The sequence below is a fragment of the Bacillus sp. FSL L8-0167 genome (assembly GCF_038630295.1).
Taxonomy (GTDB): domain Bacteria; phylum Bacillota; class Bacilli; order Bacillales; family Bacillaceae; genus Bacillus; species Bacillus safensis.
Map to the genome: position 1 here is coordinate 2,943,351 of NZ_CP152027.1, position 13,172 is coordinate 2,956,522.

Annotated in this window: 17 protein-coding genes and 1 riboswitch; of the genes, 2 read left to right on the forward strand and 15 right to left on the reverse strand. The window is 43.0% G+C overall.

All coding sequences use genetic code 11. The annotated features are described in order from the left end of the window. Window positions 1–16: 16 nt before the first annotated feature. The 15 genes from sufC to MHB66_RS15380 form a co-directional block, all read right to left on the reverse strand. Window positions 17–802, reverse strand: a complete 786-nt coding sequence (gene sufC, locus MHB66_RS15310; RefSeq protein ID WP_007500355.1) for a Fe-S cluster assembly ATPase SufC — start codon at window positions 800–802, stop codon at window positions 17–19. 213 nt (window positions 803–1,015) lie between these two features. After that, entirely contained in the window at window positions 1,016–1,150 is a 135-nt protein-coding gene (locus tag MHB66_RS15315) for a hypothetical protein (protein ID WP_254965641.1), read from the reverse strand. A gap of 215 nt (window positions 1,151–1,365) precedes the next feature. Beyond that, window positions 1,366–1,734 (reverse strand): carboxymuconolactone decarboxylase family protein, encoded by a 369-nt coding sequence (locus MHB66_RS15320; protein ID WP_003212803.1) that lies wholly within the window; start codon window positions 1,732–1,734, stop codon window positions 1,366–1,368. Between the two features lie 103 nt (window positions 1,735–1,837). Next, window positions 1,838–2,659 carry a methionine ABC transporter substrate-binding lipoprotein MetQ gene (metQ, locus tag MHB66_RS15325; protein WP_046313262.1) on the reverse strand — a complete coding sequence of 274 codons (822 nt, stop codon included), beginning with the start codon at window positions 2,657–2,659 and terminating at the stop codon, window positions 1,838–1,840. Between the two features lie 14 nt (window positions 2,660–2,673). Beyond that, the gene (locus MHB66_RS15330) at window positions 2,674–3,342 is read right to left on the reverse strand and encodes a methionine ABC transporter permease (RefSeq protein ID WP_034280845.1); all 669 of its coding nucleotides are present in this window, start codon (window positions 3,340–3,342) and stop codon (window positions 2,674–2,676) included. Continuing rightward, window positions 3,335–4,360, reverse strand: coding sequence for a methionine ABC transporter ATP-binding protein (locus MHB66_RS15335; RefSeq protein WP_041115930.1), 1,026 nt, complete (start codon window positions 4,358–4,360; stop codon window positions 3,335–3,337). The genes MHB66_RS15330 and MHB66_RS15335 overlap by 8 nt, the downstream gene beginning before the upstream one ends. A 154-nt stretch (window positions 4,361–4,514) precedes the next feature. Next, window positions 4,515–4,623, reverse strand: a riboswitch (SAM riboswitch). A 102-nt stretch (window positions 4,624–4,725) separates the two neighbouring features. Then, window positions 4,726–5,067 carry an SCP2 sterol-binding domain-containing protein gene (locus tag MHB66_RS15340; RefSeq protein WP_024423403.1) on the reverse strand — a complete coding sequence of 114 codons (342 nt, stop codon included), beginning with the start codon at window positions 5,065–5,067 and terminating at the stop codon, window positions 4,726–4,728. Between the two features lie 120 nt (window positions 5,068–5,187). Next, window positions 5,188–5,490, reverse strand: a complete 303-nt coding sequence (locus tag MHB66_RS15345; protein ID WP_024426005.1) for a thioredoxin family protein — start codon at window positions 5,488–5,490, stop codon at window positions 5,188–5,190. A gap of 12 nt (window positions 5,491–5,502) precedes the next feature. Then, on the reverse strand, window positions 5,503–5,847 hold the full coding sequence (locus tag MHB66_RS15350; RefSeq protein WP_034281437.1) for a toprim domain-containing protein: 345 nt from the start codon (window positions 5,845–5,847) through the stop codon (window positions 5,503–5,505). A gap of 131 nt (window positions 5,848–5,978) precedes the next feature. Continuing rightward, on the reverse strand, window positions 5,979–6,215 hold the full coding sequence (locus MHB66_RS15355) for a YusG family protein (RefSeq protein ID WP_046313259.1): 237 nt from the start codon (window positions 6,213–6,215) through the stop codon (window positions 5,979–5,981). Between the two features lie 44 nt (window positions 6,216–6,259). Beyond that, window positions 6,260–6,643, reverse strand: coding sequence for a glycine cleavage system protein GcvH (gene gcvH, locus MHB66_RS15360; protein WP_008347039.1), 384 nt, complete (start codon window positions 6,641–6,643; stop codon window positions 6,260–6,262). Between the two features lie 66 nt (window positions 6,644–6,709). After that, a complete protein-coding gene (locus MHB66_RS15365; RefSeq protein ID WP_024423406.1) occupies window positions 6,710–7,066 on the reverse strand; it encodes an arsenate reductase family protein in 357 nt (118 codons plus the stop codon). Window positions 7,067–7,176: 110 nt separating this feature from the next. Beyond that, entirely contained in the window at window positions 7,177–8,958 is a 1,782-nt protein-coding gene (locus MHB66_RS15370) for an acyl-CoA dehydrogenase family protein (protein WP_046313257.1), read from the reverse strand. A gap of 14 nt (window positions 8,959–8,972) precedes the next feature. Beyond that, entirely contained in the window at window positions 8,973–10,148 is a 1,176-nt protein-coding gene (locus MHB66_RS15375) for an acetyl-CoA C-acetyltransferase (protein WP_041115740.1), read from the reverse strand. Between the two features lie 12 nt (window positions 10,149–10,160). After that, window positions 10,161–12,548 carry a 3-hydroxyacyl-CoA dehydrogenase/enoyl-CoA hydratase family protein gene (locus tag MHB66_RS15380; RefSeq protein WP_046313255.1) on the reverse strand — a complete coding sequence of 796 codons (2,388 nt, stop codon included), beginning with the start codon at window positions 12,546–12,548 and terminating at the stop codon, window positions 10,161–10,163. Between the two features lie 199 nt (window positions 12,549–12,747). Between MHB66_RS15380 and MHB66_RS15385 the strand changes: the two genes are divergently transcribed. Together MHB66_RS15385 and MHB66_RS15390 are read left to right on the forward strand one after the other, a co-directional pair. Next, window positions 12,748–12,885, forward strand: coding sequence for a YuzL family protein (locus MHB66_RS15385; protein WP_003212904.1), 138 nt, complete (start codon window positions 12,748–12,750; stop codon window positions 12,883–12,885). Window positions 12,886–12,929: 44 nt separating this feature from the next. Continuing rightward, window positions 12,930–13,163: a hypothetical protein gene (locus MHB66_RS15390; RefSeq protein WP_224426662.1), complete on the forward strand. Its 234-nt coding sequence runs from the start codon at window positions 12,930–12,932 to the stop codon at window positions 13,161–13,163. Window positions 13,164–13,172: the final 9 nt, after the last annotated feature.

Below are 13,172 nucleotides of genomic sequence, written 5' to 3' on the forward strand. Positions count from 1 at the left end.
ATAATCCTCCTAACGCTTACGCTTCTTGACCAACAGTTTCGTCTTCAATTCCTAACTCTTTTTTAATCCAATCATAGCCTTCTGCTTCTAGACGCTGTGCAAGTTCTGGTCCGCCAGATTTCACGATACGGCCTTGCATCATGACATGAACGTGATCTGGTGTGATGTAGTTCAGCAGGCGCTGATAGTGAGTGATCATTAAGCAGCCGAAGCTTTCGCCGCGCATTTTGTTAATTCCTTTAGAAACAACTTTCAAGGCATCGATATCAAGACCAGAATCGATTTCGTCAAGGATGGCGATCTTTGGTTCAATCATCATTAATTGAAGAATTTCGTTGCGTTTTTTCTCCCCGCCTGAGAAACCTTCATTTAAGTAGCGTTGTGCCATATCTGGGTCCATTTCAAGGAACTCCATGTTTTCGTCCATTTTGCGGATGAATTTCATAAGAGAGATTTCATCGCCTTCTTCTCTGCGTGCGTTAATTGCAGAACGAAGGAAGTCAGCATTTGTAACACCGCTGATTTCAGATGGGTATTGCATCGCAAGGAAAAGACCAGCTTGAGCGCGCTCATCTACTTCCATTTCAAGGACATCTTCGCCATCAAGCAAGATGCTGCCTTTTGTTACTTCATATTTAGGGTGACCCATAATGGCAGCAGATAAAGTAGATTTACCTGTTCCGTTAGGTCCCATTACTGCGTGGAATTCTCCACCTTTTATCTCGAGGTTTACACCCTTTAAGATTTCTTTCCCTTCAATCTCAACGTGCAAGTCCTTAATTGTTAATGTCGAAGCAGTCATATATCGATACCTCCAAAATAATCATTATTCTCAATTTATTCTCATTCTAATTTTATAACAAATTAAAACTGAATACAACACATTCACGATAAGCGTGAGAGGATGCTCTCAAAATTCTAACAAAAAAAGCAGGTAGATAAAAGGATTTATGTCGAAAAGACTGTTTTCATAAAGAAAGGGCGGGAAACTGTTCTCCCCGCCCCTCAGCTATTATTAGCCTCGTATATTCATTTTTGCGAGCTGTCTTTTCTCATCTCGGTAGGACTGCTCTCGTTTATATTCCACTTTCATCCGTAAGTCATGGTCTCTTTCGTACTCTGCATAGCTCATGCCATGAGCTTGATGCATGGCCTTTTCCATCTCGGCGGTATAATCCAATCCTAGTGTACTATGGTCCGAACAAATAATAAACCATTCCCTTCCTTGAGTGTAGCTTTATTGTAGCAAACGTATGCGGCTTCACTCAAAAGGGATATGACACCCTATGCTGGCATATTTTCTCACACAAACGGATGAGAAGCGCTCAACTCCCTGATATGGAAAAATACCGTGTTATGCTTCCCTTAATGCGTCTGTCCTCCAAATTCATCAATACATTGCTGAACGACAGTGATTCCTTGGCTTAGTGCTGCTCCGCCGCCAAAAGCTGCCGCCACGCTGACAACCTCCAGCAAATTCTCTTCTGTCGCCCCTTGATCGAGCGCTCCCTTTGTATGATAAATCATGCAGTATTCATCCTGCGCATGAATACTGATACCGAGGGCAATCATTTGTTTTTCCTTTTGCGTTAATGAATCGCTCTGGAAGCACTGCTCCGTAAATTCATTGAATTTCTTTCCAAACACCGGCATTTTCTTCTGGAATTCACCCATTGCGGTTTTATAATCAGTCAGTGATTGCTGCATGGATCCGCTCATATGCTGTTCATTCATCTTGATTCCATCCCTTCAGGTCATTTGTACGTTTTTATTATGAGCGAGATTTGAAAAAATACACAAAAAACCTCGCTTTGGTAGAAGCGAGGTTGAAATGTTGTTATTCAGATACAGGCAATACTGCACCGTCATATTTTTTGTCGATGAATTCTTTGATTTTATCAGAGTGAAGAACTTCCATTAATGTCTTGATCTTCTCTGATTTTTCGTCACCTTTGCGAACCGCAACGATGTTTGCATATGGGTTGTTCTTTGTTTGCTCAAGTTCGATTGAATCTTTTTTCGGATTCAATTTATTTTGGATCGCATAGTTTACGTTGATAAATACAGCATCGCCTTCACTGTTTTCATAAGCTTTCGCCGTTAATTCAGGTGCGATTTTTTTGAATTTTAGGTTCTTTGGGTTTTCTTTAATGTTCTTTACTGTTGCGTTGATTGTATCAACCTTTGGATCAAGCTTGATAACACCAGCATTTTGCAGCAGGGCAAGCATACGGCCTTGTTCAGCTACGTTGTTTGTCATGATGATTGTGCCGCCGTTTGGAATATCTTTTACTGATTTGTATTTCTTAGAGTAGATACCGAAAGGCTCAAGGTGAACCGCACCAGCACTCACTAGGTTATAATCTTTGTTTGATTTATTTTCTTCGTTTAAGTAAGGAATATGTTGGAAAAAGTTCGCATCCACTTCTTTTTCAGCTAACGCTTTGTTGTACATTTTATAATCGCTAAGCACTTTCACTTTTAAATCGTAGCCTTTTTCTTTTAGAAGTGGTTTTGCTTCTTCAAGAATTTCGGCATGCGGTGTTTTTGAAGCGGCAACCGTAATCGTTTTGCTATCGCTTGCGTTATTAGATGAACCGCACGCAGCTAAAATACCTGCAAATGCTAGAAATAGTGCACTTAAAATCAATTTCTTCATGAATAAATCCTCCCTTAACGTTTATCAATTTTATTTGTAATCAAATCACCGATTATTTGAATAATAAAGACGATGATGAGAATAAACACAGTAGCTACAAGTGTGACATCTGTATTACCAGATTGGTACCCTTCCACATAGGCGAGGTCTCCAAGTCCGCCTGCTCCAATTGCACCTGCAATCGCAGTAGAGCCAATCAGAGCAATTGCTGTTACGGTAATACCTGAAATAAGGGCTGGCAATGATTCTGGCAGCAATACTTTGAAAATGATTGTCGACGTTTTTGCTCCCATTGATCGTGCTGCTTCAATGACTCCTTTGTCTACCTCACGCAGTGCAATTTCGACAAGACGTGCATAGAATGGAGCTGACCCTATGACAAGGGCAGGGAGTGCTGCATTTGGGCCTAGAATCGTATGCATTAAGAATTTCGTGAACCCTAGTAATAGAATAATTAAAATGATAAAAGGAATCGATCTGAAAATGTTGACGACAGCGCCGATGACAGCATTAATCGGTTTATTTTCCCAAAGACCGCCTTTACTCGTTAGAAAGAGTAATAGTCCAAGGATGATACCAATGGCAAAAGCAAATGCCAATGAAATGAGTGTCATATACACTGTTTCACCTGTTGCACTCCAGATGACGTCTAAATCAACGTTCGGAAACCATTTCTCAAACATGTGTCATCACCTCGATTTCAACCTGTTTGCTTTGGATATAGGCGATGGCTTTTTCTACTTCGGTCTCTTCTCCATTAATGTGGATAAAGAGTGTTCCAAACGCGCCTTCCTGCGTTTGAGAAATCTTCCCTTGAAGGATATTCACATCGACGTTGAAGGATCGAATGATTTCAGTGATCAGCGGCTGCTCGGCAGAATCTCCGATAAAGGACAATCGTACGACCTGACCTTCTTTTACTCGCTCTAGCACATGCTCAATTGTTTCTTTCGCTTCCTCTGGTTCTGCAAGCTGTTGCACAAATCGTTTCGTCATTTCTTCCTTCGGTTGTCTGAAGACGCGTAATACTTCGCCTTCTTCGACAATGCGTCCATTTTCCATGACCGCAACGCGATGACAAATTTTGCGAATGACGTGCATTTCGTGTGTAATGAGCACAATCGTGAGCCCTAATCGTTTATTGATATCCGCCAAAAGCTCAAGGATCGAATCGGTCGTTTGCGGATCTAGCGCAGATGTCGCTTCGTCACATAGAAGAACCTTTGGATCATTCGCTAATGCTCTCGCAATGCCGACACGCTGTTTTTGCCCGCCGCTCAGCTGAGACGGATACGCATTTTCTTTTCCTTCTAAACCGACCAATTTAATCAGTTCATTCGCACGCTCTCTCCGTTTTGATGTCGGTACACCTGCGATCTCAAGCGGGAACATAATATTTTGTCTCACCGTTCTTGACCAAAGCAAATTAAAGTGCTGGAAGATCATGCTGATTTCTTGTCTTGCTTTCCGAAGTTTCGCATTCGATACTTCATTGATCCGGTTGCCTGCCACTTCAACAATTCCTTCTGTTGGCAGCTCCAGACCGTTTAATAGGCGAATAAGCGAGCTTTTTCCTGCACCGCTATACCCGATAATTCCGAATATTTCACCTTTATCAATATCCAGGTTGACGTCTTTCACGGCATCAACATTTCCGCTTTTTGAATGGTACGTTTTTGATACATTCTGTAAATGAATCACAGTCTGATCACCTGCTTTCTTGCTGAATCTATAGGTTGCCATCACATACATTATTTATTCTTCTTTCTGTCATGACTCTAGCCTGACGCCAGGTCAGTAAAAAAGACCTAACTGCAACGCAAGCAGAAAGGCCTTTTATGTCAATTACGCCTTTCTCTCATCTTTCAAAGCGCTGCGGCTTTGAGTGAATTGGCACCAATTTCAGCTATGCTGACGGTTGCCGGGTTTCATAGGGCACGTCCCTCCACCTCTCTTAATAAGAGAAAATATGCTGTTTTATGTGATGTTCATGTTTTTACTAACGTAGAATATCATGCTACCCGAGATATGTCAACGCTGTAAATCGCTAATTTCCAAGTAAACAACTACGTTATCATTTTTCGAAAAAAGCCGTTCGTCAGCCAAAGCACTGCCTCTAGTCTAAGGAGCGCACGGAATGACCCTTTGACTTTGACTTGTCCCCTGCTGATTAACTGCTGTAAGGACATATCTCCATCTAATAATTGTAGAATCTCTTTCCTCTCACCATAAAAGATGAGATCCGATAACTCAATTGCAGGTAGTTTCTTCACTTCACCACGTTCATCCACAATCAATGTACAAGAGTCAGTTTCCGCCTCAAATGTAATCTTCAAGGATGATGATGAGAGCAGCGGCTTTAATAATAAACGCTGCCCTGTGTTACCATGGGCTTTCACATTTTCCACATGTATAACCTCCCTGTCATTTGGTTATACATAACATTTCTCTACAAACATCTTCTTGTCCTTTATAAATAACTCGACAAATTTTCAAATGAATTTCTTGAAATATGACAAAAAACCGCTTTATTTAGCGGTTTCAATCATTTCATGAAGATATGGAACTGAGTGAAAGGCATAGCCTTTTTGCACCAATTCACCTTTTTTAAACAGGAGAAAGCAAGGAACACTCTCGATTTCAAATGCTTTCGCAAAGCCTGGTGAATAGTTTAAATTGTTTTCGTAAAATGGTACATCCGGCTGCATAGCGTCTACGACTGCCAGCATTTTCTTTGCCAGCTGGCATGTTCCGCAAAACGGTGTATATAAGTATAAAAGAAATAAATCGTCCTCTATCTCCTTGAATTCGTGTTCTTCAATCTCTTTCATATACGTCCACCCTCATAAATATTTCGAATGAACATCAATGTTTGCAGCTAATAGGATAGATGCAATGTGGGCTGAGGGTGAAGCGGCCACTTCGCGGTACGTTCTGTCGACAAAAAGATGAAGTGCTTCAGGGAATTCTTTTCGAAATTGCTTCCGCAGTTTGTCGCCTGCATCGTCACTGTCAGCTAATATGTAAACGTCTTTCCCCAATAAATCGTCCACAAGCTGATCCAGCTTCGATGTACTGATCGTGCCATTGGTGCAAATGATGGTAACAGGTTCACTTATGACTTCTTTTAGCTTTTGTTTGTCTGTTTTACCTTCTACAATGATGACCTTTTCTATCTCGACATTCATCACGATCACCCGGCCCTTTTGACGTTGATTCACTTCTTCCTTAGATTACAATCTTTCATTCAGGTTGTAAAGATTGGGCGCCTCGTCATCAAAAAGACTGCAGCTTCTGTTCACTGCAGTCTCATCTGTGATTAGCACCAGCCATTTTCATCGTCACAGTCAACATATTTTTCTGTCCCATCGGTTAATGTGTCCGTTAAACGATAAAAACGATTTTGATCATAGGAATATCCCGATCTCAGCTCATATTGGTTTTCACTAATCATCGTGCCAATCTCTTCATTTTGATGATAAAGCACCATGCCGCTTTCTTTGAATCGTCCAGTGACATGCTCTGTTATATCCACGTGTTCTTTTTGAAAAGACAAATTGGACACCCCCCATAAAGGTAGAGTGTCCAACTTCTCATGAATTAGTCTTCTTTTGTCATTTCTTCATATTGCTCAGCCGTCATTAAGTTCTCAATTTCAGAAGCATCAGCTGGTTCTACCACGATCATCCATGCTTTTTCGTATGGAGAGTCGTTGACGAATTCTGGGCTGTCATCCAGCTCATCGTTCACTTCAACAATTGTGCCATTGATCGGTGCATAAAGTTCAGAAACGGTTTTCACTGATTCTACACTTCCGAAAGGCTCGTCCGCTGTGATTTTGTCTCCTACTTCAGGAAGCTCAACGAACACGATATCGCCTAGCTCAGATTGAGCAAAATGCGTAATACCGATACGCACCTTATCTCCTTCTACTTTGACCCATTCATGTTCTTCTGAATAACGTAAATCTTTTGGTGTGCTCATTCAATACCCCTCCAGTCTTTTCTTACAATCTATATTGAAGATACCACAATCTGAATGAAAGTTACATCATTTCCAGACGCTTTTAAATGTATCTTCGTTAAATCCTACCGTGACTCGTTTTCCGTCTGTTGTAATCGGGCGCTTAATCAGCATTCCGTTAGACGCGAGTAATTCTAGCTGCTCGTCCTCTGACATTGCAGGAAGTTGATCTTTCAGCTGCAGCTCCCGGTATTTTTGTCCGCTTGTATTAAAGAATTTCTTCAGCTCTAAACCGCTTTTTTCGTAAAGAGCTTTTAATGTTTCTTTATCAGGCGTCTCTTCGACGATATGTATGCTGTTGATGTCTTTATTGTGTGCTTCCAGCCACTTTTTTGCTTTTCGGCATGTACCGCAAGATGGGTATTCGTAAAAATCTAAAGCCACCATTTTCACCTCCTGCAAATTGTGACAACATTTTATCACAAAATATTTTAAAAACCTAAATGTATGCTTACAAAAAGGTGCGGAGTGATATCCGCACCTTTAACCCGCCCTTATACGATATATTTCTCTGCTTCAAAGATTCGTTTTGCCGCTTCGCGCTTTTTGGCGATGACATTGATCGGCGTAAATCTCGTCAGCTTGCGAAGGGCTGACAGGCTCATGCGGAGTGAATCTCCTTCCTCCATCGCAATCAAGGATTCTTTTGCATGGGCTTCAATCTTTAAGAAAGCCTCCTGCGTGAAAATTTGTGTGTAAGCAAGCTTTTGTTCATTCTTTTCTGCCCCTGTTGCAGCGATTGCCTTTTCTGTGCGCAGAACCGCTGATTCAGCAGCAAAAATTTCATTGACGATATCGGCTATGTTCACAAGAATTTCTTGCTCTTTGTCTAAGGCTTTCCCGTATTTCATGGCTGCCATACCAGCCACCATTAAGGCGATCTTTTTCGCATGAGCGAGCAAATATTTTTCTTGATCGAGCGGCTGATCGCCTGGCTCTTCCGGCATCATCATCATTAGCTCTTCCTGTAAGGTTTGCGCTTTTTGAAGCAGCGGAAGCTCTCCTTTCATCGCTTTCTTCAAGAATGTACCTGGTACAAGCAAACGGTTGATTTCGTTTGTCCCTTCAAAAATCCGGTTAATTCGTGAGTCGCGATAGGCTCTTTCGACCTCGTATTCTTGCATGAATCCATATCCGCCGTGAATCTGCACGCCTTCATCCACAATATAATCTAACGTTTCAGAGCCGAGCACTTTACAGAGAGAACATTCAATCGCATATTCCGCAATGGATTGGGCAATTTGTTTGCCGTCTTTTTGCTCTTCATCACTTAAGAGCCCCATCCGCTGTTCAAATAATCCAACCGTACGGTAAACAGCACTTTCCATCGCATAGAGCTTTGCTGACATATTGGCTGCTTTTTCACCAATTAAGCTGAATTGAGAAATTGGTGTTTTGAACTGCTTACGCTGGTTCGCATATTCTGCCGACAATTGAATGACGCGCTTTGATGCACCGATTGTGCCGACTGCCAGCTTATAGCGCCCAATATTCAAAATGTTAAACGCAATCACATGACCTCTGCCAGCTTCACCAAGCAAATTCTCCTTCGGTACTTGGGCATCTTCAAGAATTAATGTTCTTGTCGATGATCCTTTAATGCCCATCTTTTTCTCCTCAGGTCCCGTTTTGACACCTGGAAAATCCTTTTCGACGATAAAAGCAGAGAAGTGTTCACCATCAATCTTCGCATACACAACAAAGACATCGGCAAATGCGGAGTTTGTGATCCACTGCTTTTCTCCATTCAGGACATAATGAGTACCTGCTTCATTCAGAACTGCGGTTGTTTTTGCTCCAAGAGCGTCAGAGCCTGATCCTGGCTCAGTGAGTGCGTACGCTGCAATGGTTTCACCAGAGGCGAGTCCAGGCAGGTACGCTTCCTTTTGCGCTTGATTTCCGAAGAGCACGATCGGCAGAGAACCAATACCAACATGAGCGCCATAGGAAAGTGAGAAGCTTCCTGCTCTAGCGAATTTTTCAGTAATGATCGCTGAACTGATTTTATCTAATCCAAGCCCGCCGAATTCCTCAGGCACATCGGCTCCTAAAAGTCCAAGCTCACCAGCCTTTTTGAGAAGCCTGACCGAATGCTCGAACTCATGGTTTTCAATTTGATCAATATGCGGAACAACATCTTGTAAAATATAATCCTCTGTTGTTTTTCCAATCATTTGATGTTCATCAGAGAAATCCTCCGGTGTAAAAATATGCTCATAATTCGTCTCATCAATTAAAAAGCTTCCACCCTTTTTTACATCTTCCAATGCTTTCATCCTGATTTCCCCCTTTAGATCAATTCAAAAATGCCTGCTGCTCCCATGCCCCCGCCGATACACATTGTGACAATGCCAAATTGCTCGTTTCGCCGTTTCATTTCATGAATCAGTGACAGCGTTAGTTTCGTTCCTGTACAGCCGAGCGGATGTCCGAGCGCAATGGCCCCGCCATTGACATTCACCTTTTCCTCATCAATTCCTAAATGGCGAATGACTTGAATTGCCTGAGAAGCAAACGCTTCGTTTAATTCAAACAGGCCAATATCCTTCAGCTCAAGTCCAGCGATTTTCAGCGCACGCGGAATGGCTTCAACCGGACCGATTCCCATCACTTCAGGCGGTACACCGCCAACAGCAAATGCTCTGAATTTAGCGAGCGGCTGAAGAGAAAGTGAGGATGCTTTCTCGCGGTCCATCATCATCACACACGCAGCCCCGTCACTTGTCTGCGAAGAGTTCCCTGCGGTCACCGTGCCTTTTGTTGAGAAGGCTGGACGCAATGTGGAAAGAATCTCCTCCGTTGTGCCTGCTCTCACACCTTCATCCTGTGAGAACGTGAATTGATGCTCTTCTAATTGATATTGATCTCCTACCCGTCGCTCTGTTACATCAACGGGTACAATTTCATCTGAAAATTTCCCTTCTTGAAGTGCCTTTGCTGCCTTTTGATGACTTCTCACCGCAAAGGCATCCTGATCTTGACGTGTAACCTGATACTTTTGCGCCACTTGCTCTGCCGTGTGCCCCATGCTCATGTAGTATTCAGGTGCTTGCTCTGCCAAGAGAGCATTTGGACGAATGGAATGCCCCATCATCGGCACCTGCGACATCGATTCGACTCCTCCAGCTAAAATCGTGTCTGCCTGCCCGAGCATAATCCGTTCACCCGCATAAGCGATAGATTGAAGACCAGACGAGCAGTAACGGTTTATAGTGATGGCAGGTACCGTATAAGGCAGTCCCGCTAATGCCCCAATATTCCGCGCCACATTTAACCCCTGCTCTGCTTCTGGCGTTGCACAGCCAATGATCAAATCATCTATTTGACCGTCGTATTCACCGGCACGCTTTAACGTTTCTTTTACACATAATGCGCCCATATCATCAGGCCGGACATGTTTTAACGATCCTTTTTTCGCCTTCCCTACTGGTGTTCTTGCGCCAGCGACAATGACTGCTTCTCTCATTTTGACTCCCCCTTAGTTACGTAAAGGTTTTCCTTTGACGAGCATGTGCTGCATACGTGCCTGTGATTTCACTTCCCCTACAAGACTTAAAAAGGCTTCTCTTTCAAGCTCTAATAAGTATTGCTCCTCTACCTCTGTTCCAAATGGCAGTTTCCCGCCGGAAATGACATGAGCTAATTTTTTTACAATGGTCATGTCATGCTCTGAAATGTATCCTGACAGTCTCATATTTTCAGCAGCCAAAATCATCGCTGCATAGCCTGTTTCTCCCATGACCGGCACCTTTTGCTTGAGCGGCGCACGATAACCGGCTTCATCAAGAGAGAGCACCAGTTGTTTTGCATCATAGATCAGGTGATCCCCATTCATACTGATCCGGTCGTTCACGCGGAGCATGTTCATATCCCGCGCTTCCTCAGCTGAAGTTGATACTTTTGCCATCGCAATTGTTTCAAATGTTTTCAGCGTGGCATCCTGTATAGCCGTCTGCGACGGCTTCGCTGACCCTTGCAGGTGACGAAGATATAACTCTTTGTTTCCGCCGCCTCCTGGAATCAGTCCAACTCCCGCTTCCACAAGCCCCATGTAAGTTTCGCTGAACGCCTGAATAGCTGCTGCCGGCAGACAAACTTCTGTTCCGCCTCCTAATGTCATCCCAAACGGTGCGGCTACGACTGGGCGATTGCTATATTTCACCTTCATCATTGCCTGCTGGAAGCGTCTGATCACAAAGTCAATTTCAAAGAAATTGTCGTCCTGTGCTTCCATTAAAATCAGGGCAAGGTTTGCGCCAACACAGAAGTTCTTCCCTTGGTTTCCGATGACAAGCCCTTTATAATTCTTTTCCGTCTCATCAACAGCGCGATTGATCATATCAATGACATCTAGTCCGATGGCATTGCTTTTAGAGTGAAATTCGAGCAAGGCGACATCATCACCAATATCGATCAGGCTCGCACCAGCATTTTTGAAGATGACGTCGTGTTTCTTTTTCAATCTAGCTAAAGAAATATGTTTGTCGTTTCCTTTTTCCTGTTCATAAGCCCCGTTATGATAAAACGCTCGCTCTCCATCAGCATTCTCTTGATAGAATGTCTCATGTCCTTTTGACAGCATGTCTTGCACCCACGCTGGGATGCTGCGGCCTTCTGCTTCCATGCGCTCGGCGGCTTTTTTGACACCTATTGCATCCCACAGCTCAAATGGGCCGTGCTGCCAGCCAAATCCCCATTTCATGGCGTTATCGATAGACTGAATATCATCCGCAATTTCACCTTTTAGATGAGCTGAATAAAGAAGTACGGGCGCTGTCATATTCCAAAGCAATTGCCCTGCACGACCATCCTGATAAATAAGCGCTTTCAACTTTGCTTTTGCACCCTTTTGCTGTTTCGCCATCTCAATGCCTGGATCTTTTAGCTTTGTGCGTTCTCCATATGTGAGCGTCACTGGGTCAAGCTCTAAAATGACCTTCCCATTTTTTTGATAAAAACCTTGACCTGCCTTGCTGCCAATCCATCCTTTTTCGAGCATTCTTTCAATAAACTCAGGCAGCTGAAAAATCTCTTTTTCCTTTCCTTCTACCTGTTCATATACGTTTCGTGCCACATGAGAAAACGTGTCGAGCCCCACGACATCAAGTGTACGGAAGGTCGCACTTTTCGGTCTTCCAATGAGGGGCCCTGTGACAGAATCCACTTCTCCGATTGTGTATTTGTTCTCAAGCATTTCACGCACTGTGACAAGAAGTCCATAAGTGCCAATGCGGTTTGCAATAAAGTTCGGTGTGTCCTTTGCTTCAACCACACCTTTGCCGAGTACATCCTCGCCAAATGTTTTCATAAATGACAGTACTTCTGGATCTGTTTCTTGAATAGGAATGACTTCTAAGAGCTTTAGATAACGAGCTGGGTTAAAAAAATGTGTGCCTAAAAAGTGGCGTTTAAAATCATCTGATCGGCCTTCTGCCATTTTTTCAACTGAAATACCGGATGTATTGCTTGATACGATGCTTCCTTCTTTGCGGTGTTCGTCGATGAGAGAGAATACGTGTTGTTTGATGCTGAGCTTTTCAGTGACGACTTCAATGATCCAGTCAGCATCGTGTAATAAGGAAAGGTGGTCTGTGAGATTTCCCGGTGTGATGTATGATAGGTTTTTTGCTGAAGTAAGAGGTGCTGGCTTTTGCTTTAATAATTTTTTCATCGCTTCTTGACTTAATCGATTCCGAACACTAGGGTGATCAAGCGTCCGCTTTTTCGCCGTTTCTTCCTTTGTCAGTTCATTTGGCACAATATCTAGCAGTGTAACTGGTATCCCAATATTGGCTAAATGTGCAGCAATGCCTGAGCCCATGACACCTGAACCAATGACAGCCGCCTTGCGAATATGTTTGCCCATAAATATCCCCCTAAACATTTTGAATGAACAGTCATTCATTTTTTGTCCAAAAAAAAGCAATGCCTCTTTCTTTATCTTAAAAGATTTTCCGAAACAGTTCAATAGCAGATTTCAAAAATTTACACATTCTCGTGTGCCTCCGTTTGCGGCGTATGAATTACAGATGAGAGGGAATTGTAAGAATGGAGGTGATGTCCACATGTCTCGTTTGAAGAAAAACCCATCGAAAGCAGGCGTAAGTGCTGCAAGTGTAAAAGGAAACGCAGGTCCATCACAGGAAGCAGACCTTGGCGGGAAAAAAACCAGTCAAAATCAGCAATATAAAAAGAATCAGTAAGGAAACAAATTCGTAAGGAGGAACACAAGTTGAACAATCAGCAAATGAATATGCCCCCAGAAGTCATTTCAGTGAAGGATTCCTTGTACTTAGAGGATATGCTCAACTGGAACTTGATCGCCATGAAAAAGGCTCATTTTATGGCCGAGCATTGCCAGGATCAAACCTTGAAACAAGAATTGAATCAAGTTGGGCAAATGCATCATCAGCATTATACACAAATTCTTCAGCATTTAGGCAGTTCAGGGCAAGGCCAGTCTACTGGCTTTATGCAATAGGAGGAAAAA

Excerpts from the sequence above, each read along its gene's own strand:
- MHB66_RS15390 (WP_224426662.1), top strand. The coding sequence starts at position 12,930 with ATGAATATGCCCCCAGAAGTCATTTCAGTGAAGGATTCCTTGTACTTA.
- sufC (WP_007500355.1), bottom strand. The coding sequence starts at position 802 with ATGACTGCTTCGACATTAACAATTAAGGACTTGCACGTTGAGATTGAA.
- MHB66_RS15315 (WP_254965641.1), bottom strand. The coding sequence starts at position 1,150 with ATGCATCAAGCTCATGGCATGAGCTATGCAGAGTACGAAAGAGACCAT.
- MHB66_RS15350 (WP_034281437.1), bottom strand. The coding sequence starts at position 5,847 with ATGAATGTCGAGATAGAAAAGGTCATCATTGTAGAAGGTAAAACAGAC.
- MHB66_RS15380 (WP_046313255.1), bottom strand. The coding sequence starts at position 12,548 with ATGGGCAAACATATTCGCAAGGCGGCTGTCATTGGTTCAGGTGTCATG.
- gcvH (WP_008347039.1), bottom strand. The coding sequence starts at position 6,643 with ATGAGCACACCAAAAGATTTACGTTATTCAGAAGAACATGAATGGGTC.
- MHB66_RS15320 (WP_003212803.1), bottom strand. The coding sequence starts at position 1,734 with ATGAATGAACAGCATATGAGCGGATCCATGCAGCAATCACTGACTGAT.
- MHB66_RS15385 (WP_003212904.1), top strand. The coding sequence starts at position 12,748 with ATGTCTCGTTTGAAGAAAAACCCATCGAAAGCAGGCGTAAGTGCTGCA.
- MHB66_RS15345 (WP_024426005.1), bottom strand. The coding sequence starts at position 5,490 with ATGAAAGAGATTGAAGAACACGAATTCAAGGAGATAGAGGACGATTTA.
- metQ (WP_046313262.1), bottom strand. The coding sequence starts at position 2,659 with ATGAAGAAATTGATTTTAAGTGCACTATTTCTAGCATTTGCAGGTATT.
- MHB66_RS15375 (WP_041115740.1), bottom strand. The coding sequence starts at position 10,148 with ATGAGAGAAGCAGTCATTGTCGCTGGCGCAAGAACACCAGTAGGGAAG.
- MHB66_RS15370 (WP_046313257.1), bottom strand. The coding sequence starts at position 8,958 with ATGAAAGCATTGGAAGATGTAAAAAAGGGTGGAAGCTTTTTAATTGAT.
- MHB66_RS15330 (WP_034280845.1), bottom strand. The coding sequence starts at position 3,342 with ATGTTTGAGAAATGGTTTCCGAACGTTGATTTAGACGTCATCTGGAGT.